We start from the raw sequence: 26478 nt of genomic DNA, 5'->3' as shown, positions 1-26478 counted from the left end.
AATTGAGTCCTATATCATATTTAAAATAGGAAGTGATAATCAATTCAAATTAATGGTTTAACATATGAGGGTTTATAAATTTATAGTGTGTTTTTTTCTCTTTGCTCATGTATCGTGGTCGCAGACTAATGAAACACAAAAGGATAGTGCGTTTACACCGTATGAGTTGCTGACAAGTTATTACAATAACAATTTTAAACCTTTTAAAAAGAAAAGTATTTATATAGGTTTAGGACTTTCATTAGAAGACCGTCAATTAGAAAACACGGATATTTTGGTCGAAACCATTTTAGATGGCGACCGCACAAAGTTTGATTTAGACTTTAAAGGAGGCTATTTCATTCATGATTATGCCATGGTTGGATTGAATATTAATTATTTTCAAAATAAATTTACAGGCCGCACCATAAAAGATGGTGATTCCATACAATCCAATGCTATTTCTAGAGGTTTTGCAATTACTCCTACGTTTCGTTCTGTAGTACCGCTAACAGCAAATGAACGGTTGAGTTTTTTTACTGATATTGGACTAACTTTTGGTGGTAGTAGCACGGTATCTAGAGATGTTAAAAATATTGATGAAATCGACAAGACCTATGCCAAAAACTTTAATTTCAGGGCAGGTATAAGTCCTGGGGTTATATTTTTTGCTATGGAAAATTTTGCTTTAGAAATACAATTAGATGTTCTAGGATATGAATTAAACACGTCTACTAAGACTACGAATGGTGGCGATGAATCTAAGACAATACGGCAGAACATTGATTTTAATATTGAACTATTATCACTAAAATTAGGGTTGTCTTATTACCTTTAGTTTAGACAGTATTTAAGAGAGAGTGTTTTAAAAACAACAACAATGAGAAAAATATATTTTTTATTGGCCTTAGCAGCATTATTTTCATGTGTTGATGAAGACTATTATGGGGCGTCACAATACGGCAATATAAAGGAAATTCTTGTTAGTAATCAATCAGGTAATGCTATTATAATGACAGACAGCTTACTGGTAACTGTTGAAATCCCTGGAGGTGTTGACTTATCTGCAATAACTATTGAAAACATAAAAGTGTCGTCATTTGCACGAGCTAACAAACAAGAAGGGGATATGCTTAATTTGGAAAATGATGATACCATCGATATTACGGCTGAAGATGGTTCAATTTTTACTTGGACCATTAGAGCATTTGTAGCCTCATCTACCCCCCAACTTGATAATGGGAATTTAAATTCTTGGTATTTAGCTAGAGGTAATTATTACGAGCCTGGTACTGATGCCAATAGCACCATTTGGGGTACGGGCAATCCAGGGACTCAGATTTTAAATAACCTTGCAACAATTCCTGAAGACCTTGGTGCTGATAATTTAGCTGCCAAGATGATTACATTAGACAATGGAACTTTAGCAGGTACATTTGGTGCACCAATTTCAGCGGGTTCAATATTTACGGGTTTTTTTAACTCAGATAATATTGAATTGAGCAACCCTCAGGCTGCAATAGAATTTGGCACACCCTTCTCAGGAAGACCTGTAAAAGTTCGTTTTAAATATAGTTATGTGCCTGGTCCAGTAAATAAAAATGGAGATGGTGAAGTGCTAGACTATAGCGATGCTTGTGATATCTATGCCATATTAGAAATAAGACAAGGTGGAGGCATACAACGCCTTGGTACGGCCTGGTTTAGAAGTGAGGTGATACAAGAAGCGTTAGTTGCTCAAGAGATAGTCTTTACATATGGTGAATTAGATGCTAGTTTTCCGGAATATATGTATCCTGTAGACAATTCTTATGTCAGTAACCAATTAGCACAATTCGCCTTGCCAACACATATTACGTTTGTAGCCTCTTCAAGTTTTGATGGTGCTAATTTTGCGGGAGCGATTGATAGTACACTTATAATTGATGATATTGAGCTTGTATACGAGTAGTTAAGTGATTAAGTATGACTTAAAGTAATTACACCAAATTCAAATGTATTGCTTTGTAATGTGAAATGAAAAAAAGTTTCTAAAGAAATACCTTGCCAAAACCGAAAGTAGCATGTTATGAATATTATAAATAGAATGATAACAGATGAAATTACAATAGATGCAGGTTATAAAAATAAAAAAAATTAAGGGCACATTAAACCGACAAAATATTGTTTACGGAAAGTATGTTTCATATGGAAGTGAAATCAATAGTTTAAAGGCATTCTCTCTCCTTTCTTTCGTCTCTGACTTTGTTGATCGTTTTAAATAAAAATAGCCTCCAACGTTTATAGTTCAAAACTTTTGATTTTTATAAAAAACAAGATTTATTAAAATAAACCAACATACAAAACCTACCCTTGAATGTTATAATGTATAACTTAAAAAGTAATGTGTCATAACAAAATAAATTAAAAGGTTAGGTTTTAATGTTATTGATGGTCTCCAGCCCCATCTTCTCCACCAATGACAGAAAGACTTTCAAGCAATTTAAGGTCTTTTTTTGTTTTCATTTGCACAAAATTTGCATGATGAAGTCTATAATTTAGTTCTAGTTCTATTTCTTGTATTTCTTCATCTGTGATACCCAAATACAACAGTCATTATTGAAAGTCTGCCAAAGATCTGGATTGATTCACATAATTTCCTTGCATACAACTGTTGATTTTGTAACAAATGATTCCAATTTTGTAACATATTGATAAGGATTTTAAAAAATGTTACAAACTTGAATAATCATGTTACAATCGTTTTACGTTACGAATTAACAATATTTTAACTTTACAAAAGGCATTAAACGCTTTAAGTTCAATTCTGCTTTAAAATTTCATATATGAAAAAAACATTATTTGTAACCATATTATTTATTGCTATAGCAAGTATTTTTCTTTTGGGGAATGTATCAAATTCAAATAAAGGAAAACAAAATACATCCTTGAAATACTATGACCTTAGCGATTCTGGGATTGCTGAGGCTAAAGATGTTACGCCTATAGTTGTTGAAGCTTTAGAAAAATGCAAAAAAGAAGGTTATCAAGGTATTAGGTTTCCTAAAGGAACGTATCACTTTTATCCTACCTACGCCCCAGACTTTTATACTGCTATAACAAATAATGATAATGGTTTGAAAAGAACTCCTTTCCCAATTTTCAATTTTAAGAATTTTCATATTGATGGTGGTGGTTCGGATTTTATATTTCATGGAAAAATGTTACCATTTATTATTGAAGAAAGTAATAACATAACGGTTTCAGATTTAAGTATTGACTGGGAAGTTCCATTTTTTGCCCAGGGTACAGTAGTTAGAAATGATTCCAATGCTAAGACTTTTGATCTGCAGATGGAAACACCCTATTTGGTTGATGATAACCGTATTTATTTAACCATTGAAAGAGAAGATTCGCCATATGAACAAAATTTTGGGTACAGGTACGCAAAACAGGAAAAGTATCATCAAAGGCTGGGTCAGAATATTATATGGGACAGTTCTACGAAAGCCCCTATTTACAAACATGGTTTGTACAGCGGATTTGACAATAGCTTTTTCTTTGAGGCAAAAGCATTAAAGGATAGTACTGTCCGCCTTAGTTCAAAATATAAGTTGGTTCCTCCAGTAGGATCAGTTTTTATTTCAAAAGGAGAGTATCTTAATAACAGAGAAAATCCAGGATTTCGAGTATTCAAATCAAAAGACTTATTGTTTAAAAATATCAATGTTTATCACGCAGGGGCTATGGGCTTAATAGCCGAAAGATCTACAGATATTACACTTGATAGTTTCAATGTTGTTTTAAGAGAAGGCAGTAAGCGTTTGGTAACTACAAATGCAGATGCTACACATTTTTGCAACTGTAAAGGCATGATAACAATTAAGAATTGCACATTCGAAAATATGTTGGACGATGCTATCAATATTCATGGAACATACGCCAGAGTTAAAAAAATCATAGGTGATAACCAAATCGCATATGAAACGTATCATCCTCATCAAAAAGATTATTTCTTTGGGGCAAAAGGAGATACTGTTCGAATTGTAGATCAGCATACTCTTCTTTCTAAATCTGAAATTTTGATCATAGAGGACGTCAAGCGAATTAATGAAAAAGTATCGATTTTGAGCTTTAACAAGTCTATAAAGGAGATCGCTCAGGAGTATGATGGTATTGATAACGTTTCCTGGCATGCTTCTGCAAAAATTGAAAACAATACAGTAAGAAATAACAGGGCAAGAGGGTTTCTAATTTCTACCTCACGGAAAGTTGAGGTTCGAAACAATTTCATCTCTTCCCAAATGGCAGCTATGCGCATGTCTGGAGATCTTAAATTATGGAACGAATCTGGACCATGTGACAGCCTCATTATAGAGAATAACCAGTTCGTAAATAATTTACATGGAGGAAATAAACAGGCAATCTTACTTATAGATCCAGAACAGGAATTAAGTGAAAATAAAGGTCAAGGTTATTATCACAAGGATATCATCATTAGAAACAATGATTTTTACACTTTCGATTCGCCTGTTTTGAATGCTGAGTCAGTTGATGGTTTAACCTTCCAGTCAAATAGAGTAATACAAACGGATGCTTATGACCCCATCTTTCCGAATGAGCCAAACCTGAAAATTAACCATTGTAAAAACGTGACTATAAAAGACAATACCTATAAATTATTAACGGGAGAGTATGTGAATCTTTCGTTAGACACAGATACAGGTACAGAAATAGAATAACATGACTATCTAAATAAACTAATTTAAACTGAAATTATGAGAACTAAACTATTATTATTTTTTTTACTTTTTACCCTGGCTGGGGCAAATGATGTCATGGCTCAGGTGGAAGTTAGTGGAGTTGTGAGGGACAATGAAACAGGTGATCCCTTATTAGGCGCAACGGTGCTGGTTAAAGGAACCACTAATGGAACCATTTCTGACATAGATGGTTTATTTAAACTATCTGTGAATAGCCAGGATGTTATGCTTTTGATTTCATACACTGGATATCAAACAATGGAAGTTAAAGCGGGATCCAACCTGCAGATCAATTTACAAGTAGATATTGCGAAGTTGGACGAAGTTGTGCTAATTGGGTACGGAACACAAAAGAGAAGCGATTTAACTGGTTCTTTGGCTGGTGTGAAATCAAAGACGCTGATGGAATCTCAAACTGCCGATGTTTTTTCGGCAATGCAAGGTAGAATGTCTGGTGTTCAGATATCTTCGGATTCGGGTGAGCCTGGAGGCGGAACTAATATAGTCGTTAGAGGGCAGACTTCCATAAACGGTACATCATCTCCACTTTTTGTGATAGACGGTGTTCAAATTGACGTGAATTATGATGAGGTCGCAAGTACAGGCTCTTCACAGTCAAGAATCAATCCTTTATCAGGGATCAACCCGGCTGATATAGAGTCAATTGAAGTATTGAAAGATGCCTCTGCTACTGCTATTTATGGGTCAAGAGGTGCAAATGGGGTTGTTATTGTAACTACAAAGTCAGGATCAGATGGACGTATGAATGTGGATTACACATACAATATAGGAGTTTCAAATGCTATAAAGAAGATGCCGGTATTATCAGCATCTCAGTATTTGTTATACCAGGAAGAGAGGGGGAATACTCAATTCTTGAATCAGGATACAAATAACGATGGGATATTCGATACACCTAGAAATTTTGATGAATTGAGATCATATGATTGGCAGGATGAGGCCTTAAGAACAGGTATAACACAGCAGCATCAGCTGTCCATGAACGGAGGTACAAAAACAACGAGTTATTCTGCAGGACTAGGTTACCTTAACCAGGAAGGACTTATCGTTAATAACGATTTCGACCAGTATAATTTAAGATTAAGGATTAAAAGTGATGTAAACAAAAGGCTGACCCTTGGTTTTACTTCCAATGGTTCCTATTCGGTTCTAAGTGGAATAGCCAACAGTGGTGGCCCCAACAGCTTTACAGGTATTACTCAGCAACTTTTGATTGCAAACCCCTGGGATATTACAACTAATGACGTAGACTTGACAGATGATGCATTTATTAGTCCACTGACATTGATCAAAGAATCTGATAAAACAACCAGTGTGCTAAGATTAATATCCAGCTTCAATTTGGACTTTAAGATTACAGATAATTTAATATACACAGGCCTCTTAGGGGGAAACATTAGCCATTCTAAAGTAAAGGAGTTTTACAGCTCGGAAACTTCATGGGGTAGGCTTCAGAATGGCCGTGCAAGGGTGAAGGAAGTAAATACTTACTCGATAAATCATTCTTCACAGTTACACTACAAAAAATCTTTTGGCTCGGATCACAAAATTGATGCCATGGGTGCTTTTGAGATTTATCATTATAATTTTGAAGACTTCGAAAACGAGGTTGTAGGTTTCGAAAATCAGACTACTGGTGTTAATAATATAAGTGTAGGAACCGGAGTTAGTCTATATTCTACACAAAGATGGAGTACTAACAGACTATCATATCTGGGAAGGGTTAATTACACACTCTTCAATCGATACCTTTTAACAGGAAGTATTAGAGCAGATGGGTCTGATAAATTTGGTGAGGGAAACAGATGGGGGTATTTCCCCTCTGCGGCCTTAGGTTGGAAAGTGTCTGATGAGGCTTTTATGCAAGGGGTAGAATCTATTTCTAATTTAAAACTGAGATTGAGTTACGGCGCTACAGGTAATGAGCGTATTCCTCCATACACATACCTGGCCCAGCTGGATCCGGCTTTCTATGCAAGCAATGATAATCTTATTTTTGGTCTTGCACCGTCCTCACTTCCCAACCCAGATTTGAAGTGGGAGGTGACGAACCAGTTTAATGCAGGTATTGACCTGGGACTTTTTGGAGGTAGTTTAACCTTAAGCGCAGACATTTATAAAAAAATAACCACAGACCTATTGTTAAATGCGCCAATTCCGGCACAAAGCGGATTTAACTCACAATGGCAAAACATAGGTAGAATTGATAATAATGGTGTTGAGTTACAAATATCATCATTTAATATTAATAAAAATGATTTTTCATGGAGAACAGATTTTAACATCTCTTTCAACAAAAATGAGGTGAAAGATCTTGGAGGGGCTGAATTTATTCCTGTCAACACTGGAGGAGGCTGGCAAGACAATGTAGGTAGAGTAATAGTGGGGCAGCCAATAGGAACCATGTTCGGTTATGTTTTTGATGGGATCTACCAAATCGATGATTTTACATGGGATAACAATAGTGACCCCAGTATCCCTCACGAAAGCAGAAATTATATATTAAAGGATGGACTCCCTGTTTATTCTGGAACAGCGCTTCCTGGTAGAATGAAGTATGAAGACACTAATGGTGACGGCTTTATTAATGATGAAGACAGGGAAGTTATTGGTAAAAGCAACCCGGTACATTTCGGAGGTATAAACAATGCCTTCACCTACAAGAACTGGGATTTGTCTGTATTTTTTCAGTGGTCCTATGGTAATGATCTCTACAACGCCTCCAAAGTTAGACTTAATGGAGTTGCAGAATGGATGAACATTGATCAAAACTATTTTGATAATCACTGGACCCCAGAGAACCTTAGTAATGAAGCTCCCGCTTACGGTTCACTCGATCCACAAATCGCCTCTTCTTATTATGTGGAGGATGGGTCTTATCTTAGATTAAGGACTGTTTCTTTAGGTTACAAACTTCCAAAGAGCATCACTGATAAAATGGGTATAGATTCCCTAAAGTTTAATCTTATTGGGAATAATTTAGTGACCTGGACTAAATACACCGGATGGGATCCTGAAGTTAATTTTAATAACCCATTGCTTACAGGTTTCGATCGAATAGCCTATCCAAGGTCCAGGAATTTTACTTTTAGTCTTAAAGCAACATTTTAATAATAATAACTATGAAAAATTATATTAAATATCTAACAATTTTTGGATTGTTTCTAGCAGTCACATCTTGTCAAGATGTATTGGAACCAACCCCATATTCTTTTACAGCACCTGAAAATTTCTATCAATCTGCGCAAGATGCAGAAATAGCCTTAGTGGGTGTTTATAATACGCTGACTGCAGGTGATATTCAGGGAGCAGGTAATGCTTCCTCATTCAGAAGAGACCTGTATGAGATGTTGGTTGGCGGAACAGGTGAAGGCGTTGTTCCATCCAATTTAGCCAACAGAAGAGCGGCAAATTTTGGAACAGGCGCTTTCACCAGTCAGGACCCTGAGATCAATAATGCCTGGTTTTTTCTATACGCAGGTATTGGACGCGCAAACAGTCTTCTTGAAAACTTACCAAATATACCGGATGGAGATTTTTCGGCGACTCGGAAAGTTGAAATTGAAGCTGAAGCTAAACTTTTAAGGGGCTTCTATCATATGATGCTCTCCATGATGCATGGGGCCATACCGGTTTATACGAAAACGGATGATGACCCTCTTATGGCAAGGAAACCTGTACAGGAGGTTTATGCCCAGATCATTTCAGACTATGAATTCGCTTATGAAAATCTTCTGGACAGAGGACCATTAGCAGCAAGTGTTAATAAATGGACAGCAGGTGGATTGTTGGTAAAGACTCATACCTACCTGGCAAGTATGAAAACCAATGGGCTTAGTGATTTTGGTTATGCGCCCAATAGTTTTGCCTGGGTTGATGCAGCGGCCAGTTATACCAAAGCGGTAACTATATCAGCAGATATTGTAGCTAACAGCGGATATACTCTGACAGCAAACTATGATCGTCTTTTCAGGGAATCAACCAAAACTGCGCAAGCTGAGGAGGTAATGATGTCTGCTGAAGGGTCATCAGATGCTACGCAACAAGTAATTACTATAGTAGTAAATAACTTTATTCCGCAGGGAAATTCTCCTAATCTCGGTGGTGGCTCGGGTTGGACTCGCCCAACAGGAGAACTATATGATCTTTATAATACAGGTGATTTTCGCTTCAGTCATAATGTGTCCGGAAATATAGGAGGGAATGCCAATGTACTTGAAGTGCTAGAAATTGACGGGATTAGGTATTACCAGCCACGTCCCCTACCAGGGAAAAATAATGGCACAATGAGTGTAGGTAAGTACCGGGTGAAAGATCCATCGCAGAAATCATATGCGCCATGGGCATCAGGAATTTCTTTCCCTTTATTAAGGTATGGAGATATTCTCTTACTCCGTGCAGAGGCACTGTATTTTACGGGAGATGAGCCTGGAGCGAGAGCCGTTTTGACAGAACTGCGTCAACGGTCTGTAATTGCCCCGGCAATAGTTGATGATTTGAACACAGCGTATTTTAATTCAGATTTTGTTAAAGAATTACAGGAAGAACGTTCAAGAGAGCTTTGCTTTGAGATCTGGCGCAGAATAGACCTGGCACGATTCAATATATACGATGAGACTGTAAATTCACTGGATCCAAACAATGGAGCATATAATGGAAGTGTAACTTTGTTGCAACAAAACTGGAAAAAAGAGAAGGTATGGTTTCCAATACCATTGCAGCAAATTGATTTAAATTCAAATCTTGACCCAAATCCAGGGTACTAGAAAAATAATTTGAGTTAGTAGCAATAAAAGCTATGCAGAGTTTATTTATTTGACTTAGCATAGCTTTTTAGTAATTTTATGAAATTGAGATGAAGAATAATATTGTAATCCTTATCATACTTTTTAATATACTTTTGATGCCCAGGCTAATGGGACAGTCAAGTCCTAATATTGTATTGCTATTTGTTGATGATTGGGGCTGGTCAGATGTCGGTTTCAGAAATGATAAATTTTACACTCCCAATATTGACCAATTGAAAATTGATGGAATGGAGTTTACGAGGGCTTATATACCCACCCCTACATGCAGTCCAAGCAGAGCCAGCCTTCTGACAGGAAAAGAAGCAATTCGTTTGGAAATGCCCCGCCATATCGAACCGGAAAACCGTGATGGGACTAGTGATAAGAAATATAATTACTGGAAAAATGATCCTGCCAATATGCCTTCCATAAATTGGCTTCCACTGGAAGAAGTAACCTATGCGGAGGTTTTAAAAGAACAGGGGTACTTCAATATGTTTATCGGGAAATGGCATTTGGGTCATGAACCTTATTATCCTATTTATCAGGGCTTTGATGAGATGTACGGGACGGGTAATTGGGGTCATCCAAAAAGTTACTATCCAGACTTTTTTAAGGATAATTTACTGGAAGATTATACCGACGAATACCTTACCGATGTATTGACGGACAAAGCCGTAAATTTTATTGCCGGATACGATCGGGAAGAGCCATTTATGATGTCGCTTTGGTACTATAACGTGCATTCACCGCATGTTGGCAGAAAAGACCTGGTTGAGAAGTACCTGAAAAAAGGCTATAATGAAAAGGAGGCGATATACGCGGCAATGGTTACCAGCATGGATGAATCGGTTGGTAGGGTCAGAGAGGCTTTGAAGGGTAAAGGAATTGATAAAAATACAGTAGTATTTGTAATCTCCGATCAGGGAGGATTCTTTAGCAATGCTCCCTTATCTGGAGGTAAAATCGGTGGAAATACGCTGGGAGAAGGAGGTTCCAGAGTCCCGTTTTTGGTTTATTATCCTGGTGTAACAACACCTGGGTCGGTTTCGGATACCCCCATTCAAACCATAGATGTTTTCCCGACACTCGCAGAAATAGCCTCCAATAAAACTTACAAGTATCAGGAGATCCAAGGCATAAGCCTCTTACCCGAAATGAAAGGGGAAAAGCTGAGATCCCGGGACCTGTATTTTTACAGAAGTTATGAGGACCAGTATGCAGCTATAATGTCCGGTAACTGGAAGCTTATTAAATATAGAAGCGGTAAATATGAATTGTTCAATGTGGTTCAGGATGTTTCTGAAAATAATAATCTAATAGGAAAAGATCTTTCGATTGAAAAGAAATTGAAAAGAAAGCTTAAAAAATGGGAAAAGCGAGCGGTTCCGGTTTATGACTGATAAATGTTCTGATCTGTAAAATATTATAAATTAAAAATGAAAGGGTTTATTGTTTTCTTAACTTTTTTTTCCACTTTACTGAATTTGGAAATTGCCATAGCGCAAGATTCCATCGCTACAAAATCCCTCATTGGAAAACAAGTATTTGATGCCGGGTATCCCAAAACACTTTCCTTTCGAAATGACAGACTGCTGCTGAAATCTACCTATGCTAATTGGGAAAAAGGACATATTCAATTTAATGGGATCACAAAGAAGTATCTGAATGAGGAAATAAGCATGCCTCCGGTTGCGGCCCAATGGGCAAATGAATTTGCTACCAAACACCCTGAGAAGTTGATGCTTGTTCACTTGAACGGTGAAGCCAGATCAGTCAATGATGAGGCAACTTTTAATCTGTATTTCCCGGGACACTGGGTTTATGAAGTGGGGACTTCCCCAGTACAGGCAATCAAAAAAAATCAGAATAAAATTCGTGTAAAAGATGTAAAGCGATTTTCAATGAAAGCCTATACGGTTCACGGGCAGGATATTGGTGTCGATTTTAAACCTCATGATATTTTATTAGTCAAACTGGATGAAAGTGGAAACCGAATCTGGAATGAATTTGAATATGCCACAATCATTAATGTTGATTATAAAAGCAATGAAATTGAAGTGAAAAGAGGTCAATATGGCTCCAACGCAAGAGATTATGATCAGGAGGACACGTACATTGCCCCAATTGCGGGTGATATATGGGGTGGAAATCTGATGTATTATTATAATTTATCCTCTACTTGTCCACTGGATCAAAATGGTCATTCTGCTGCCGATGTTTTTATTGGCGAGATGAAAGGGTGGTTTAGTAAAGGCGGTGTATTGGAAAATTTTGATGGGATTGGATTCGATGTCAACTATTTCGAAGTAAAACATTCAAAATGGGATTGTAATAATGATGGACAAATTGATAATGGATTCATAGAAGGCAGGAATATCTGGAGGGAAGGTGATATTGAATTCCTTCAAAAAATCCGAAATGTCTTTGGTCCCGAATTTATTATTACGGCGGATGGATGGAAAGACGATATGCAAAGAGCTGTCGGAATTTTGAACGGCATGGAATCGGAAGGGCTTTGCAGATGGAATGACGGATTCAGACAAATATCCAGTACCATCAACCAGCACACATACTGGAACATGCATAATACCGCGGCGTACAAGTTTAGTTATGTGACGTCAAAGCTCAGAAACCCTGCCGATGAAAAAATTGCAGAACAGCTCAGGAGAATGGGCCTAGGGATGGCCAGTTGTCTGGGAGTGGCTTACTCGCCAGGTCCGGACTTAACCATACCTGAAATGTTTGGAGGAAGTCTGAATCAAGCGAATTGGTTAGGCTTGCCGGTGGGTCCGATGCGCTATGTGTTGGGTGATAAAAGAGATGTTCTTAATGGGGAAGGGTTGAAATTTGGTACGGATCTGATTAAACGATTTGAACTTGAAAATATGCACTACGCGGTGGAAGACAATGCATTGATCCTCGAAGGCTCAGACAAAAATAGGAGAGGGAAAATGCAAGTTAAGGGTCCGGAATTTAAAGTTGATTCCGGAGATTTGCTGATATTTTTTGAAGCAAAAGCGATTGACGGTTTTGTTGATCTTATAGAAGGAAGTCTGGTGCCAAGAAAAATAAATGTCAGGATGGAAGGTCTACCTGAATATCCTATAGAACCTATGAATAGCCAAAAACTGTACAATGAACTGGCTGGATTTATAGGTACCAGTGGTTACACGCCCCAAATGTTTTACTTCAGAAATGTAGGTGAAACGGACCTAAGAATGATTTTTGAGGTTGAGGAACAGGGTAAAATTGCCATACGAAACCTGCAAGTCTACAATACTCCTTGTGTTATTGTCAGGGAATTTGAAAAGGGTGTGGTTTTGGTAAATCCTTCATTCGAGTCAATTAGCATCGACTTGGATAATGCATTTGAAAAGAAAATGAAATTTGCTCGATTAAAGGCAGATGCCAAACATCATAGCGGAGAACTTATTCATAATAATGCAAGTGTGACTGTTCCCTCATTGGATGCACTATTTCTGTTGAAAAAGTAATGGCATGTGATCAGAATGTTTTGTGAAGTTCTGTTATGGGTAGTTGATAAGAGTGTTTAAGTCGGTGGTTTACTATGTTGATTGTTGATACAAGAAGTCGTTTAATTTTTAGGTAATAATAAAGATCATTAAATATGAAGAAAAATAAATTAACAATCCAGTATATAGGCATCCTATTGCTCATTGTAACGAACATTTCCTTTATCGATAGTTTGCAAGGCCAAACTATAAAGAAAAAGCCAAATGTGATTGTAATCATAACTGATGATCAGGGGTATGCTGATGTGGGGTTTCAAAACTTTCATGCTTCAACACAGGTACTAACTCCTAATCTGGACAAACTGGCCCAATCAGGTCTTATTTTCAATAATGGGTATGTAGCCTTTTCAACATGTGGTCCTTCACGGGCATCGTTGCTTACCGGAAGAAGTGCCAGCAGGTTCGGCGTGGAAGATAACGACAGATATGTCGACTCTACTGAGATAATTATACCCAGAGCAATCGCATCACAGGGCTACGCAACAGGCGCTTTCGGTAAATGGCATTTGGGTAAAACGTCAGGCACAACACCATTGGACAGGGGTTTTGATTATTACTATGGCGATCAAGAGAAGTATAAGGATTATTTTATGCGCATCGTAGCAGACCCTCCGTGCTGGGTAGATGGAACTAAATCACCAGGGGAAAACGGTCGGTATATCACCGATGCTTATACAGACGAAGCGATGACTTTTATTGAGAAAAACAGCGACAAACCCTTCTTTGTGTACCTTGCTTACAATGCTCCGCACTCTCCTTTTTTAACCACTCGCCAATTGCTGGAACGCGTGGTAACCGAACGGCCTGAATGGACATCTGTTTATGAACGGATGAAAAAAGAGACAAAAAAATGGAAGGGCGACAATTATAGTTTTGGGAAATTTATGGGAGAGGGCCTTGATGAGGAGGTGATTAGGCTGTGCTATATTTCCATGTTGCTGGCTGCCGATGATGGTGTCGGGAAAATCTTGGAAACGCTGGAAAAAAATAATTTAAGAGAAAACACCCTTATATTTTATCTGAGCGATAATGGGGCTGCACTTGATAGACCGAATGATTTGGGTGGTGTTAATCTTCCTTTAAGAAGTGGAAAAGGAAGCGTATATGATGGTGGTGTAAGAGTGCCCTATGTGATGAGCTGGCCGGGGGTAATCAAACCTGGTGTCAATAACGATATGATTGTATCCTCGATGGATATTTTTTCAACTACGGTTGAACTGGCTGGGGAGCAAATTCCAAGTGATAGGGTGATTGATGGGGTGAACCTGATTCCTTATTTAACGGGAGAAAAAAGAGGACGACCACATGAATCTTTGTTTTTTAGAAGAGCAGATAGAAACACCTGGTCCATCCGACACGGTGATTACAAATGGGTTTATTATGGCGGTAAAAACAAGAAACTGGCAGATCAAGAGCCAGAAGGGGGCGGTCTTTATGATATTCAACATGAATTAGGAGAATCTGTAAATCTTGGTGAGAAATTAAAGTCAAAACATACAGAGCTATCAAAACTCTATGAGGAATTAACCAAAGGTCTGCCGGCACCACTGCTAAAAATTGAAGGGACTGAAGAATAAAACGTGCTTAGCCATTTTTAAAGCGACTCTAATAAATCATACGATTATGCAATCAATTAACACAATGACACATAGAGGTATTATTAGTACGGTGCTGCTTCTATTTATTGGCTTATCCACATCCTTTTCTTACAGTGGGAATAATCAGCGAAAACCGAACATCATCATTTTTTATCTCGATGATATGGGCTACGCGCAACCTTCATGTTATGGAGGTAAGCTGATAGAAACACCAAATATTGATAAGCTGGCTGCTAATGGCATAGACTTTACCGATGGGCATGGGTCAGCACCCATCTGCGGCCCCTCACGTGTTGGACTGATGACCGGAAGATATCAGGCAAGAACAGGTCAGGATTCGAATGGTAAATTGTTAGACAGAGAATTGTTAATAGATGAAGTTCCCCTGGCTCAGTTGCATAAGAAACTCTTTTATTAACCGTTTGAATAAAGCAAATATTCCACGTATAAACAATTTATTTAAAAATAAAAACTATGAAATTATTAAAAATGAATCAAATGATACGATTTAAAACATTGTTAGTATTTGTTTTTTTAGGCACCAATTTGTTTGCTCAAAACAACAAAATGAAAGAACGTGCAAACACATTGGTTGAAGAGATAAATACGCAAATAATTTCTGAAGATAAGACTATAGCGCTCTCAGAAAATCAAAAAATAAATATTGGAGAATTAATGATTCAGCGAATGCAAGCTGTTAAAGATTTAAAAAAGTCTGAAACAAATGAAGAAAAACGTAAAGAAGCCCAAAAGGCAATAAATAAAGAATATAATCAGAAAATATACGGTGAAATTTTATCAAAGGCGCAGCGACTTGCCTTAAGAGATGCAAAGAGTAAATTAAAAGGCAAAAAAAACAAGTGATAGGTTAATTTACTAAGGTTATTATCGCTAAAATGAAAAAAGTTTTTATTACAATAGTTTTATTTTTAAATAGTCAGGTATATGCTGCAGAGATTATCTGGAACTTAAACGCCACTTATGGTGTTACACAAGCAGGCATAGCCAATACCATATCGGATGCCAAAACACATTTTATAGGCAATCCAAATGATATCATTACAGTAACCATAGATGCAGGAACTTATAATATTGGAGGCAATGGAAATCACGGCATAAACCTTGCCTCTGGTTTTGAGCCAGGACCTAACGGAAGACTCATTTTTAAAGGTGCTGGAATGGATTTAACCAAACTTATTTTTACCGAAACCAGAGAAGATATGATTTATGGAAAAGGTGTTTATAGGATCACGTTCCAAGATATGCACATGGCCAGATCTGGTTATACGGTTACGCAAGGGATCGTTGTAAGCAGGGCGGCTGGGGAACTTGTGCTAGAAATCCAAAACGGGTTTCCGACCCCTTTGGAATTATACAATGACACATTTGCTCAAGGGAGATATTTTAGAAAATACACGAATAGTACCACAGACCCTCAAGTGATACAAACAAATAATGACCAAGTAGCCTGGGGATATAGAAACAGTACCTATTTATACCCTGAATTAATTAGTGGACAGACCTGGAAGTTTTTCTTGAACAATGCAACAACAGTGTTATCGAACTATAATGTTGGAGACCTCGTTGGTGTAAAATCGAAACATGAAGGCGAAATATATTGGTTTGCCGGTGGAAGCGACGTTGTTTTCGAGAACATAAAATGGACTGGAAGTTCCAGAGGGCTTGCCCGTGGAGGTTTTTCAAATCTTACTATTCGAGGCTGCAGAATTGATCGTGGTGCTCCCATTAATGGACAAATGCCATGTTTGTCTACCCCTTCTGGAGGGCCACAAATGAACCAACCTTTAGACGCTGTGTCAACTAACATGATTGTTGAAAATTGTTATATTGACTCTCCAGGTGATGATTGTGTGGCATTTTTCAATGCAGACTGTGGAAAGGTTATAAACTCTACCCTCAGAAACTCTTTTGCAAGAGGGTTTTTAGTAACCAGCGATGCTAGCAATATTTGCGGTGCCAATAATATTGTACAGAACAATCCATATCAGATTGAAAACGGACAGCCTTTGATAGAGATTACAGATTGTGGCACGGAGATCCTCGACATCACAGCCACCGACAGTTATCTGTCCAATTCTGGAATTTTGTATACAGAATCTGCCTATTTTGCAGATATTTATGATGACTCCATTTGTGATACCGTAAAATATATCAATTTGACCATTGAACCCTTATCAACAGAAGATCTTATAATTGTAAAGCAAAATAGAATTTCTTATCCATCCATCACAGAAAACATAATCAAGTTTTCAAAAACACTAAGTAAAGTACAAGTGTTTAACATCAATGGAATAAAGATTTTGGAAATTTCTAATAAGGAAGGTATACAATCTATTGATGTTTCGCAGTTAAGTTCCGACTTATATTTTATAAAATTAGATGAATTAGTAGTTGAAAAAATTATAAGGAAGTAAGACAAGAAATTTGTGTCATTTTTAACATTATTATTATGTATAGAATAATTTTAGCATTTGTCATGATATTGTGCACAACAATATCCTTTTCACAATTACAACTTCCTTCTTTTTTTGGGGACAATATGGTACTACAACAAAAATCAATGACTTCCGTTTGGGGGAAAGATGTACCCAATAGTGCGGTTGTTATTACCGGTAGTTGGAACGAGAGAGTTGCAACCAATACAGATAAAGAAGGTAAGTGGCATGTAAAATTAGCAACACCTGAAGCAGGGGGGCCATATACACTCACTATTCAAGGAAGCGAAAAGATTGTTTTAAAAAATGTATTAATTGGCGAAGTTTGGATTTGTTCTGGACAATCAAATATGGAGATGCCATTAAAAGGATTTCGTAATCAACCAGTTAATGGAAGCGATGAAGCAATTGCAAATGCTAGTAACAATAAAATAAGGTTATTTAATGTAGATAGAAAGGCAAGTCTTGTTCCCTTGAATGATGTTTCTGGCAAATGGGCTGTTACAGAACAACAAACAGTAAAAGATTTTAGTGCAGTGGCCTATTTTTTTGGAAAAACCCTCAATGATTCATTGAATGTACCTATTGGATTGATTAGTGTAGCATGGGGATCTTCCAAAGTTGAAGCATGGATGGATGAGAAAACGATATCAAAATTTAAGAATATTGAAATTGAGAAAGAAATTCCAGCAGAAAAACCCCAACGTTCACCAATTTTTCTCTACAATGGAATGATACATCCACTCCAGGGGTTCACAATCAAAGGGTTTATTTGGTACCAAGGAGAAGGAAACAGGCAAAATGCAAAAGAATATACCGACTTGTTTCCTGCCATGATCAGTCAATGGCGAAACCAATGGGGTCAAGGCGATTTACCTTTCTACTTTGTGCAGATAGCACCATTTGGAAAAGACGCGAAAATACCTGACGGAGCATTTCTCAGAGAATCACAGTTAAAAACTATGCAAAAAGTGACAAATACAGGAATGGTGGTTATTATAGACATAGGGGACTGCGAAGCTATACACCCTCCAGACAAGCAGCAGGTTGGCGAACGCCTCGCATATTGGTCACTCGCCAAAAGCTATGATATGAGCGGTATTAGTTATTCAGGGCCATTGTATAAAAAAATGATAAAGGCTAAAGGTGGGAGAGTCATATTGTACTTTGATTATAGTGACAAAGGTTTGTCTAGTTTTGGTAATCCATTAACTGGTTTTGAAGTAGCTGGAACAGATAGGGTCTTTTATCCGGCAATAGCTGAAATAAACGATGATGGATCGGTTATCGTTTTTTCAAAACAAGTTAAACAACCAAAAGCTGTTCGTTATGGATTTAAGAATTGCCCTACCGGAACTTTATTTAACACTCAAGGGCTTCCCGCTTCTCCGTTCAGAACTGACAATTGGGAGCGATAAACGTTTTTTAAATCTGGAAAAAGAGCAATAAGACAATTAAAAGCGTATTGTGTACAAGAGTTATTACTTCAAAAAAATCGTTGATGTTACAAAAACGGCAGGAATGGTTACATAAGCCATACTTCCGTGAAGTTCTAAACTCGTAAATTTACTTAACTGTAAATCCATATTGAGAAAAATGATCAAGGTAATTCTGTAATTAAGAAGAAAAACAGTGATAATTAATGTTCTAATTAAGAAAAATAAACAGATTAAGATGAAAAAGATAACTATGATTTTGGCAATAATAGCGGTGTCAGCTACTTTGGGTATGGCCAAAACGTCTGATCCAATAATTATAAAACCAGTTGATGGAGACATGACGCCGATAATTATTAAAATACTTGATGATGTCGACACAAAGGATATTCAACTGGTATTCGAGAAAGGAGTTTACAGATTCCTGCCCGACTATGCGCTTGGAAAATATCTGGAAATCACGAATCACGGAAATGGGTATAAGCGAATTATTTTTAACTTCAATAAATTTCGATCAGTATCTATAGAGGGAAATGGTTCGGAATTTATTTTTCATGGGCAGGCAATGCCTTTTCTTTTCGAAGATTGTGAAAGTATTAAAGTAAGTGATCTTGTAATTGATTGGGATATTCCTTTTACTTTTCTTGGTGAAGTTGTTGCAGTCAATGAAGAAGAGGGATGGCGAGATATCAAACCTTTAAAGGATGGGTTTTCCTGGGAGATAAGAAATGGTCAACTGGAATTTCCCAATATTGACGGTTTTAGTTACAGCTATCCGGGTAGTACATTGGCATTTGATGCGACAGAAAAGCGACCGGTACACGGGGCTTGGGATATAGATAGTAAACCTCGATGGGTGGAAAAATTACCAAATGCCAATTTAAGATTTCATGAACGCCTTAAGCATTATCCTCCAATTGGTTCTTTGCTGAGCTCTAAAGGAGATAGAGAGCATGATCGTTATGCCCCTGCATTTGATTTTAAAACATCTTCAAACATATATCTTGATGGAATTGTTATCCATCATGCCTTAGGTATGGGTTTTCTTTTTGAACGCTCTGAAAATATTAGATTGATCAATTCTGGTATTTATCTTCGGGTAGGTACAAACCGCGTCATATCGACCACTGCAGACGCTACCCATTTTTGTAATTGTAAAGGATCCATACTAATTGAAAACTGTAGGTTTGAGAATATGCTGGACGATGGGACCAACGTTCATGGAACCTATGTAGAAGTGGATGAGGTGATTGATAATAGTACCCTACGGACTAAGTTAATGCATTTTGAACAGCGAGGATTTGAATTTGCAGCTCCAGGGGATGAAGTCTGGTTTATCATACAACCATCCCCACAGCGAAGTGAAACGGCTGTAATTAGTAAAGTAAAATTCATAAACGATGAGTTTATTGAAATTAGTTTTGATTCTCAACTTCCAGCAGGGCTAAAGTCTGGTGATATTTTAGAAAACAAGACATGGAATCCTGAATTTACTATGCGAGGTTCTACCATCAGGAACCATAGGGCCAGGAATGTTGTGCTTAAAACACCTTTAAAAACAGTAATTGAAGATAATTATTTTTCGTCCATGATGTCATCAATATTTTTCAGAGGCGAGACTTTCTTCTGGTTTGAGTCCGGCGCAGTAAATGATGTCTTGATTCAAAACAATACCTTCGAATACTCTGCCTACAGCGGATCAGAGCATTCTGTTCTCAATATCACGCCTAGGTTAGGTAGCGCGTTTGATCAGTCGATTACATACGACCGTAATATTAGTTTTGTAAACAATACGATCCGTACCTTTGGCAACAGGATTGTAAATGCAGACAGGGTAGATGGCTTAACAATCAAAAACAATAAGATTATTAAAACCTATGGGGTACCAGAGCTTTATCCTGGCACACCACTTATCGAATTGACCAATTGCCAAAATACGGTGATCCAGGGCAACAGTTATGAAGGTGATTGTGAAACAGCTATCAAGACCGATGAACAAAGCAAATTAACTTTATTCGTAAAAAACAACAAAGATTTTAATTAAGGGTTGGGTTGATTAAAACCCTCTAAATAGAATTACTTTTTTTGCTTTAAATTAGCTATGTATTCTGTCGCAGTAACATTCATGATCTTCTTGAAGTTATTATTGAATTTGCCATAGTTGGTAATTCCCACAGCATCCATTGCTTCTTGTACACGGTCACATCCATTATCAAACATGTCAACGGAATATTTTATTTTTACGCTGGTGATGATGCTTCTTCCAGTTTCTCCAACCAGTGTTTTCAATTTACGGTGTAAATGCATCCTGCTAAGGCCAACTTTTGATGCAAGATCATTTACCGTAAAATTAGGATTGTTAAAATTGCTCTCAATGATCTGATTTATGTTTTTGATGAGCTTTTGATCATAGGATGTGTAATGAGATTTAATATCCAAATTAATATTCTGGTCCATTAAATAGGTTTTGAATTTGTTTCTTGTCTCAAGGATATTATCCACTTTTCTATGTAAAGCTTCTGAGTCAAAAGGTTTGTTTATAAAATCCCAAGCCCCTGCTTCAAGACCTTTTTTCTGATATTCAACATCAGTTTTTGCGGTCAGAAAAATTAAAGGGATATGCGATGTGTCCTTATTTGATTTTAGTTTTTGACACATTTCAATGCCATCCATTAATGGCATCATAATATCACTGATGACCATATCTGGAAGATTTTCCTCTGCGAGGAACAAACCTTGTTCGCCATTACTTGCTTCCAAAATAGAATAATCATTTTGAAGACTCATCTTTAGGTAATTTCTGAGATCATGGTCATCTTCTACGATGAGTATGGTCTCCCCTTTTTCAATGGCTTCATCATCAAACACACTATCTTCATATTTTCCAGTATCAAAAACTTCTTCAATGTTTTCATCTATTGCTTTATCATCATAATAATTACTTGATATAGGTAACCTAATCTTAAACTTGGTGCCGCCCAACTCACTATCTTCTACAGAGATACTTCCACCGTGGGCCTGGATAAGGCTTTGTGCAAGATGCAATCCTATCCCTGACGACGCCCTATCTTTTCCATGATAAAAACGTTCAAAAATAAGTTCCTTTTGGGAGTCAGGCACGCCTGGTCCACTGTCACTTACTGTTATGATTGCATACTCAAAATCTTTTAATTTTTCAACTTTTAGAGAGATGTCAATAACACCGCCTGAAGGGGTATATTTAAATGCATTTGACAATATGTTATAAAATCCCTTTTCTAATACATTACGGTCAAAGTATCCTTCACATTTATCAAGATTTAGCCGCAGATCTATTTCTTCATGTAGTACCTGCCATTGAAATGCTTTAGTATAATCTATTATAGCTTGACGGAGGTCTTTTTTTGTTACCTTAACAAGTTTCTCTCCTTCGGATATTTTACCAAAGTCCAATAATTGATTCACCAAAAAATTCATCCGATGGATATTACGCGACACTATTTCCATGCACATCTTTTTTTGTTCCGTGCTTAAGGTTCGATTCATTAAATCATTAAATGGTGCAAGTATTAATGAAAGAGGTGTTTTAAATTCATGACCAACATCAACCAAAAACCTCAGTTGTTTGTCTCTGAGTTCTTTGTCCTGGTTAATCTTTATTTGATCCAGTTCAATCTGATGGTCAAGTCTCTCTTTGTGGAACCAGAAGTAAATGAACCCTGAGATCATTAGGCAAATAATGATGGCATAAATCGCATAGGCAAGCTTGGTTTTCCAGGGGGATGGAATAATAGATATTGGGAGTCTAATGCTTTTTTTGGTCCAATTACCCTCATTATCCTCTATCTGAACGTGTAAAGTATAATTTCCTGGATCAAGTTTAGAATACGATATGAAGGAATTGGTGGAAGTGTAAACCCACTCATTGTCATAACCTTCAAGTCGATATCTGAAATTATTTCTCGAATTGTTCGCATAATTGGTCCCACTAAAATCCAAAGACACATTATTTTGTAAATGGTTTAAGGATAACCGCTCTGTTGAATTGATGTTTTCGTTTAAAATAACCGATCCAAATAATTTGACATCAGGCTTTACTAATTCGTTGTTTACCTTGAGATTTGATAACAACAATTGAGGGTGGTAGGGATTTGGAGAAATTTCAAGTGGATTAACATAATTTACACCATTGGTTGTGCCAAAGAACAGTTGCTTTCCGTAATATCCAGATGCTTCGGTCATGCTACTGGATAACAGACCATCATCATACGTATAGGTTTTAACCTTCTTTGTATTTGGATTATAATGAATCAGACCATGTGTACTGGAAAGCCAAAGTTTATTATGTGAATCTTCGATGATACTCATAATCTTTTTGTCAATGACTCCTTCTACCTCAACTTGTTCAAAGAAATCTGAGTTACCCTTTCTTTTGAAAAGACCAACGTCAGAACCAATCCATGTGGTATTGTCTTTTCCCTGGTGGAAACACCAAACAGAGGTATTAGTTACAGGGTTACCTTTTACGCCCATTAGAACCTCCTTATCAAGTCGTGTCACATGCCCATTATCCTCAATATTTAGCACTATTAACCCTTTGGAAATGGTGCCAATTAATAATTGATTAAAATTAGGGTCAAACAACATCCTAAATATGTGGTACTGACTAAAATTTTGAAGTGAAGGAAAAGCTTCCCGGAGCCACTTTACTTCATTATTTTCCTTTACGAGCATCCCTTCAGGAGTACCAATAAAAAGACGTCCATAATGATCTTTCTCAATACACTTGATATTTGTTGGATGGTTTGGATTATTAAGAACTTGTTCAAGATTATTATCCCCTTTGAGTACCTGAAGACCTCTATTAGAACACACGTATAAAGTCTTATCAATTTTTGCGATTTGATTGACGTAATCGATATTTAGACCCTTTATTTTCTCAAGACGATCACTTTTTAGGTCATAGTTGAAGAGCCCTTCATTACTTATCCCAAGAATAAGATTTGAACCCTCTACTGACATGGACCTAACATTAGGGCGATTGAGACTTTGTAAATCAATGGCATTAAATCCTGAATTATGAAGGTTTGTATAGCAAAGTCCGTGTCTGTTTCCTACCCAAAGATTATTAAATCTGTCATGATATAATTTTAGAATTGTGTTACTTAGTAAACCTCTGGGGTTGGTTCTAGAACTTGTAATTTGATTGGCATATTTCAAAGAACTATCTAATTGAAGGAGCCCATGATTTTGTGTTCCTATCCAGATGTTTCCTGTTTGATCTTTAGTCATGGACATTATGGATGCTTCAGGCATCTGTGAATTCTGAAGTTTTTTAATTCCGTCAACGGAATCTATGGTGAAAAGCCCTGTGTTTCCTCCTGCAAGGATTGACTTATTTGTATATATCAAACTTGTAAAGGTGAGCTTTTCAGGATTTAGTAGTTTTACCAGATTGTTATCATTTAAATAGAAGATCCCACTATTTCCAGCAAAAAAGATATCGCCTTCAGGTAACTGAATACCATCTCTGATGTGAGTATTACTCAAATTAGGAATATATTCAAATCTGGGTTCAGCAGTTTCATTCAATTTAAGGACCCCTGTTGAGGTTAAAGCATATAGGCTATGATCGCTTGTATGAAGAAAATTAAATATGATGCCAACATTTTCTGGGGATTTTACCCGAATGAATTGTTCTTTTAAAAGCGAATAATAAGAGAAAAGTCCGGCCTCAGTTCCTATCCACAATCTTTTGTTTTGGTCCTCGATAAGTGCACTCACACGATTATCCGGAAGACTTGCAGGGTTTCCCGTTTCTCTACGAAAAGTTTCTAAATTTCTTCCATCCAAACGATTAAGACCATCATAGGTGCCAATCCAGATAAAACCATAACTATCCTGTACAATAGAGTTTACATCATCTTGTGATAAACCATCCTCAACTGTTAAATTTTTAAAATATAGTTCCTGAGCGTATAATGGGTTTAAAATGATGATGCCTATAAGCAAAAAAAATAGACATATTAACAGTTTTTCTGGTTTGACAAAACCCATCATAAGGTTGATTTTAAATTTCTACTCGAAAAGATAATTATTTTTCATTGAAAATTAATTGTAATTACACGAAAGTCTTAATCTGTTACTTTTTGAAAATGATATTAAATCCTTTATAATTAGATTATTGAAATATTACTTCTTTTACCCCTTTATTGTAATCTTTGCCTCTTAATTCTATAAAAAGAGTGTTCATTTCAGCTAGCTTTTCTAAATTAGAATTTGCCAAATTATTTGTCTGTCCTTTATCTTCCATTAAATTATACAGTTGCTCAAAAGGAAAGTTTCCAACTTCAATTCCAACTTCTTCTCTAAAATTTTTTCCGTCATATGCAGGAATATATAACCAATCTCCACTTCTTAAAGCGGTTTTTCCAGTAGCTTCTATAATTAAATGATCTCTACCTTTTTGTGATGTTCCAAGTAAGGCATTTAGGATATTTTTGCTGTCTGTTGATGTGTCTTCAGCACCTATTAATGTTGATAGTGAAGCTAATAAATCCATTTGACATACAATAGCATCAGAAACCCCTGGCTCTATTTTGCCTTTCCAATATGTTATAAACGGAACCCTGGTTCCGGCTTCGAAAATGCTGTATTTACCTCCTCTTAATCCTCCTTTTGGATCGTGATCACCTAATTTTTCAACCGCATCATCATAATAACCATCGTTTAAAACAGGACCATTATCACTTGAAAAAATTATAAGTGTATTTTCCAATAAACCTTCAGTTTCTAATGTCTTTATAAATTCACCAATGCACCAGTCTGCTTCCAGGATCACATCACCTCTTGGTCCCAAACCAGATCTGCCCGAAAATCTTGGATGTGGCGTTCTTGGAACATGAGGTTGTTGCATAGCATAATACAAAAAGAATGGTTTTTCTTTATGAGATTTCACGTAAGTTTGAGCCTTTTGTAAAAAATGATCGGCCATATCAATATCGCTCCATTTTGCAGATTCTCCACCTTTCATATAACCAATTCTTGGGATGCCGTTTACAATACTGTTATTGTGACCATGATGCCATTTCATGCTTAACATTTCAGGATTGGATATAGCTGTAGGTTCACCATCAAAATTTTCTTCATAACTAACTTGTATGGGGTCATTCTTATCTAATCCCACAACATTACCGTTTTCAATATAGACTGTGGGTACTCTATCTTGAGTGGCGGCTAGAATATAAGATTCTTCAAAACCTACTTCATTTGGTCCTGGAGAAACCCTCTCATTCCAGTTAACAATTCCTGTTCCTAAGCCTAAATGCCATTTACCGACAATTCCTGTTTGATAGCCTTGCTTTTTTAAAAATTTAGGTAATGTTTGTTGTTCTGTACTTATTAATAATGGAGCTGTTCCTGGTAATATTTTTGCCTTTTTATTGCGCCAAGGGTATACTCCTGTAAGTAAAGCATATCTACTTGGTGTACATGTAGCGGAAGATGCATAGGCATTCGTGAACTTGATACCATCTTTAGCTAAAGCAAATATATTTGGTGTTTGAAGCCCTGTTGCTCCATATGAACTTAAATCACCATAACCAAGATCATCGAGATATATGACTACAATGTTCGGTTTTATTGAATTGGTTGAGGGCTCTGCAACATCTTTTTTATGTGAAGAATTACAAGAGAGTGTCATTAAGGTGATGAAAAGGATTATGCTTTTTCTCATTTTAGTTTCATTTAACCACAAGTTTTAGACTTAAGATTTCTAAACAAAACTATTAAAATTAATAAGACAGAAAACAAGTATTTATTCAAAAATCATGCGGATGTTACGTAACGTTATCATCTTGTTACAAAACAAAACACCTAATTATAAAATGATTTATAAATTTGATTATTGACTAGTGAAGCAATCATTTAATTGAAAAACAACCT

At 36.7% G+C, this 26478-nt stretch carries 16 protein-coding genes; 13 read left to right on the top strand and 3 right to left on the bottom strand.

Annotated features, from left to right (window positions below; all coding sequences use genetic code 11):
• Positions 1-64: 64 nt before the first annotated feature.
• Both V8G56_RS00505 and V8G56_RS00500 read left to right on the top strand, forming a co-directional pair.
• Complete coding sequence (locus V8G56_RS00505) at positions 65-817, top strand: hypothetical protein (RefSeq protein WP_395436478.1); 753 nt, start codon at positions 65-67, stop codon at positions 815-817.
• A 42-nt stretch (positions 818-859) separates the two neighbouring features.
• On the top strand, positions 860-1930 hold the full coding sequence (locus tag V8G56_RS00500; RefSeq protein WP_395436477.1) for a PCMD domain-containing protein: 1071 nt from the start codon (positions 860-862) through the stop codon (positions 1928-1930).
• A 473-nt stretch (positions 1931-2403) separates the two neighbouring features.
• Here the strand turns inward: V8G56_RS00500 and V8G56_RS00495 are convergent, their stop codons facing one another.
• Positions 2404-2562: a hypothetical protein gene (locus tag V8G56_RS00495; protein WP_395436476.1), complete on the bottom strand. Its 159-nt coding sequence runs from the start codon at positions 2560-2562 to the stop codon at positions 2404-2406.
• Between the two features lie 242 nt (positions 2563-2804).
• On the opposite strand from V8G56_RS00495, the gene V8G56_RS00490 reads away from it, so the two are divergent.
• The 11 genes from V8G56_RS00490 (at position 2805) to V8G56_RS00440 (ending at position 20599) form a co-directional block, all read left to right on the top strand.
• Complete coding sequence (locus tag V8G56_RS00490; RefSeq protein ID WP_395436475.1) at positions 2805-4700, top strand: right-handed parallel beta-helix repeat-containing protein; 1896 nt, start codon at positions 2805-2807, stop codon at positions 4698-4700.
• 36 nt (positions 4701-4736) lie between these two features.
• On the top strand, positions 4737-7853 hold the full coding sequence (locus V8G56_RS00485) for a SusC/RagA family TonB-linked outer membrane protein (protein ID WP_395436473.1): 3117 nt from the start codon (positions 4737-4739) through the stop codon (positions 7851-7853).
• An 11-nt stretch (positions 7854-7864) separates the two neighbouring features.
• Positions 7865-9508, top strand: a complete 1644-nt coding sequence (locus V8G56_RS00480) for a RagB/SusD family nutrient uptake outer membrane protein (RefSeq protein ID WP_395436472.1) — start codon at positions 7865-7867, stop codon at positions 9506-9508.
• Positions 9509-9597: 89 nt separating this feature from the next.
• Complete coding sequence (locus V8G56_RS00475) at positions 9598-10932, top strand: sulfatase (protein ID WP_395436471.1); 1335 nt, start codon at positions 9598-9600, stop codon at positions 10930-10932.
• A gap of 36 nt (positions 10933-10968) precedes the next feature.
• The gene (locus tag V8G56_RS00470) at positions 10969-13026 is read left to right on the top strand and encodes a hypothetical protein (RefSeq protein WP_395436470.1); all 2058 of its coding nucleotides are present in this window, start codon (positions 10969-10971) and stop codon (positions 13024-13026) included.
• A 134-nt stretch (positions 13027-13160) separates the two neighbouring features.
• Positions 13161-14642 (top strand): sulfatase-like hydrolase/transferase, encoded by a 1482-nt coding sequence (locus tag V8G56_RS00465; protein WP_395436469.1) that lies wholly within the window; start codon positions 13161-13163, stop codon positions 14640-14642.
• Between the two features lie 46 nt (positions 14643-14688).
• A complete protein-coding gene (locus V8G56_RS00460) occupies positions 14689-15081 on the top strand; it encodes a sulfatase family protein (RefSeq protein WP_395436468.1) in 393 nt (130 codons plus the stop codon).
• 56 nt (positions 15082-15137) lie between these two features.
• Positions 15138-15527, top strand: a complete 390-nt coding sequence (locus tag V8G56_RS00455) for a hypothetical protein (RefSeq protein WP_395436467.1) — start codon at positions 15138-15140, stop codon at positions 15525-15527.
• Between the two features lie 32 nt (positions 15528-15559).
• Positions 15560-17098, top strand: a complete 1539-nt coding sequence (locus V8G56_RS00450; protein ID WP_395436466.1) for a hypothetical protein — start codon at positions 15560-15562, stop codon at positions 17096-17098.
• A 35-nt stretch (positions 17099-17133) separates the two neighbouring features.
• The gene (locus tag V8G56_RS00445; protein ID WP_395436465.1) at positions 17134-18537 is read left to right on the top strand and encodes a sialate O-acetylesterase; all 1404 of its coding nucleotides are present in this window, start codon (positions 17134-17136) and stop codon (positions 18535-18537) included.
• Between the two features lie 256 nt (positions 18538-18793).
• Positions 18794-20599, top strand: a complete 1806-nt coding sequence (locus tag V8G56_RS00440) for an alpha-1,3-galactosidase-related protein (RefSeq protein WP_395436464.1) — start codon at positions 18794-18796, stop codon at positions 20597-20599.
• A gap of 32 nt (positions 20600-20631) precedes the next feature.
• Here the strand turns inward: V8G56_RS00440 and V8G56_RS00435 are convergent, their stop codons facing one another.
• On the bottom strand, positions 20632-24594 hold the full coding sequence (locus tag V8G56_RS00435) for a hybrid sensor histidine kinase/response regulator transcription factor (protein ID WP_395436463.1): 3963 nt from the start codon (positions 24592-24594) through the stop codon (positions 20632-20634).
• A 121-nt stretch (positions 24595-24715) separates the two neighbouring features.
• On the bottom strand, positions 24716-26269 hold the full coding sequence (locus V8G56_RS00430; RefSeq protein ID WP_395436461.1) for a sulfatase family protein: 1554 nt from the start codon (positions 26267-26269) through the stop codon (positions 24716-24718).
• Between the last annotated feature and the right edge of the window lie 209 nt (positions 26270-26478).

It is taken from the genome of Gaetbulibacter aquiaggeris, assembly GCF_044003965.1.
Taxonomy (GTDB): Bacteria; Bacteroidota; Bacteroidia; order Flavobacteriales; family Flavobacteriaceae; genus Yeosuana; species Yeosuana aquiaggeris.
This window is presented reverse-complemented; position numbering and strand designations above follow the sequence as displayed.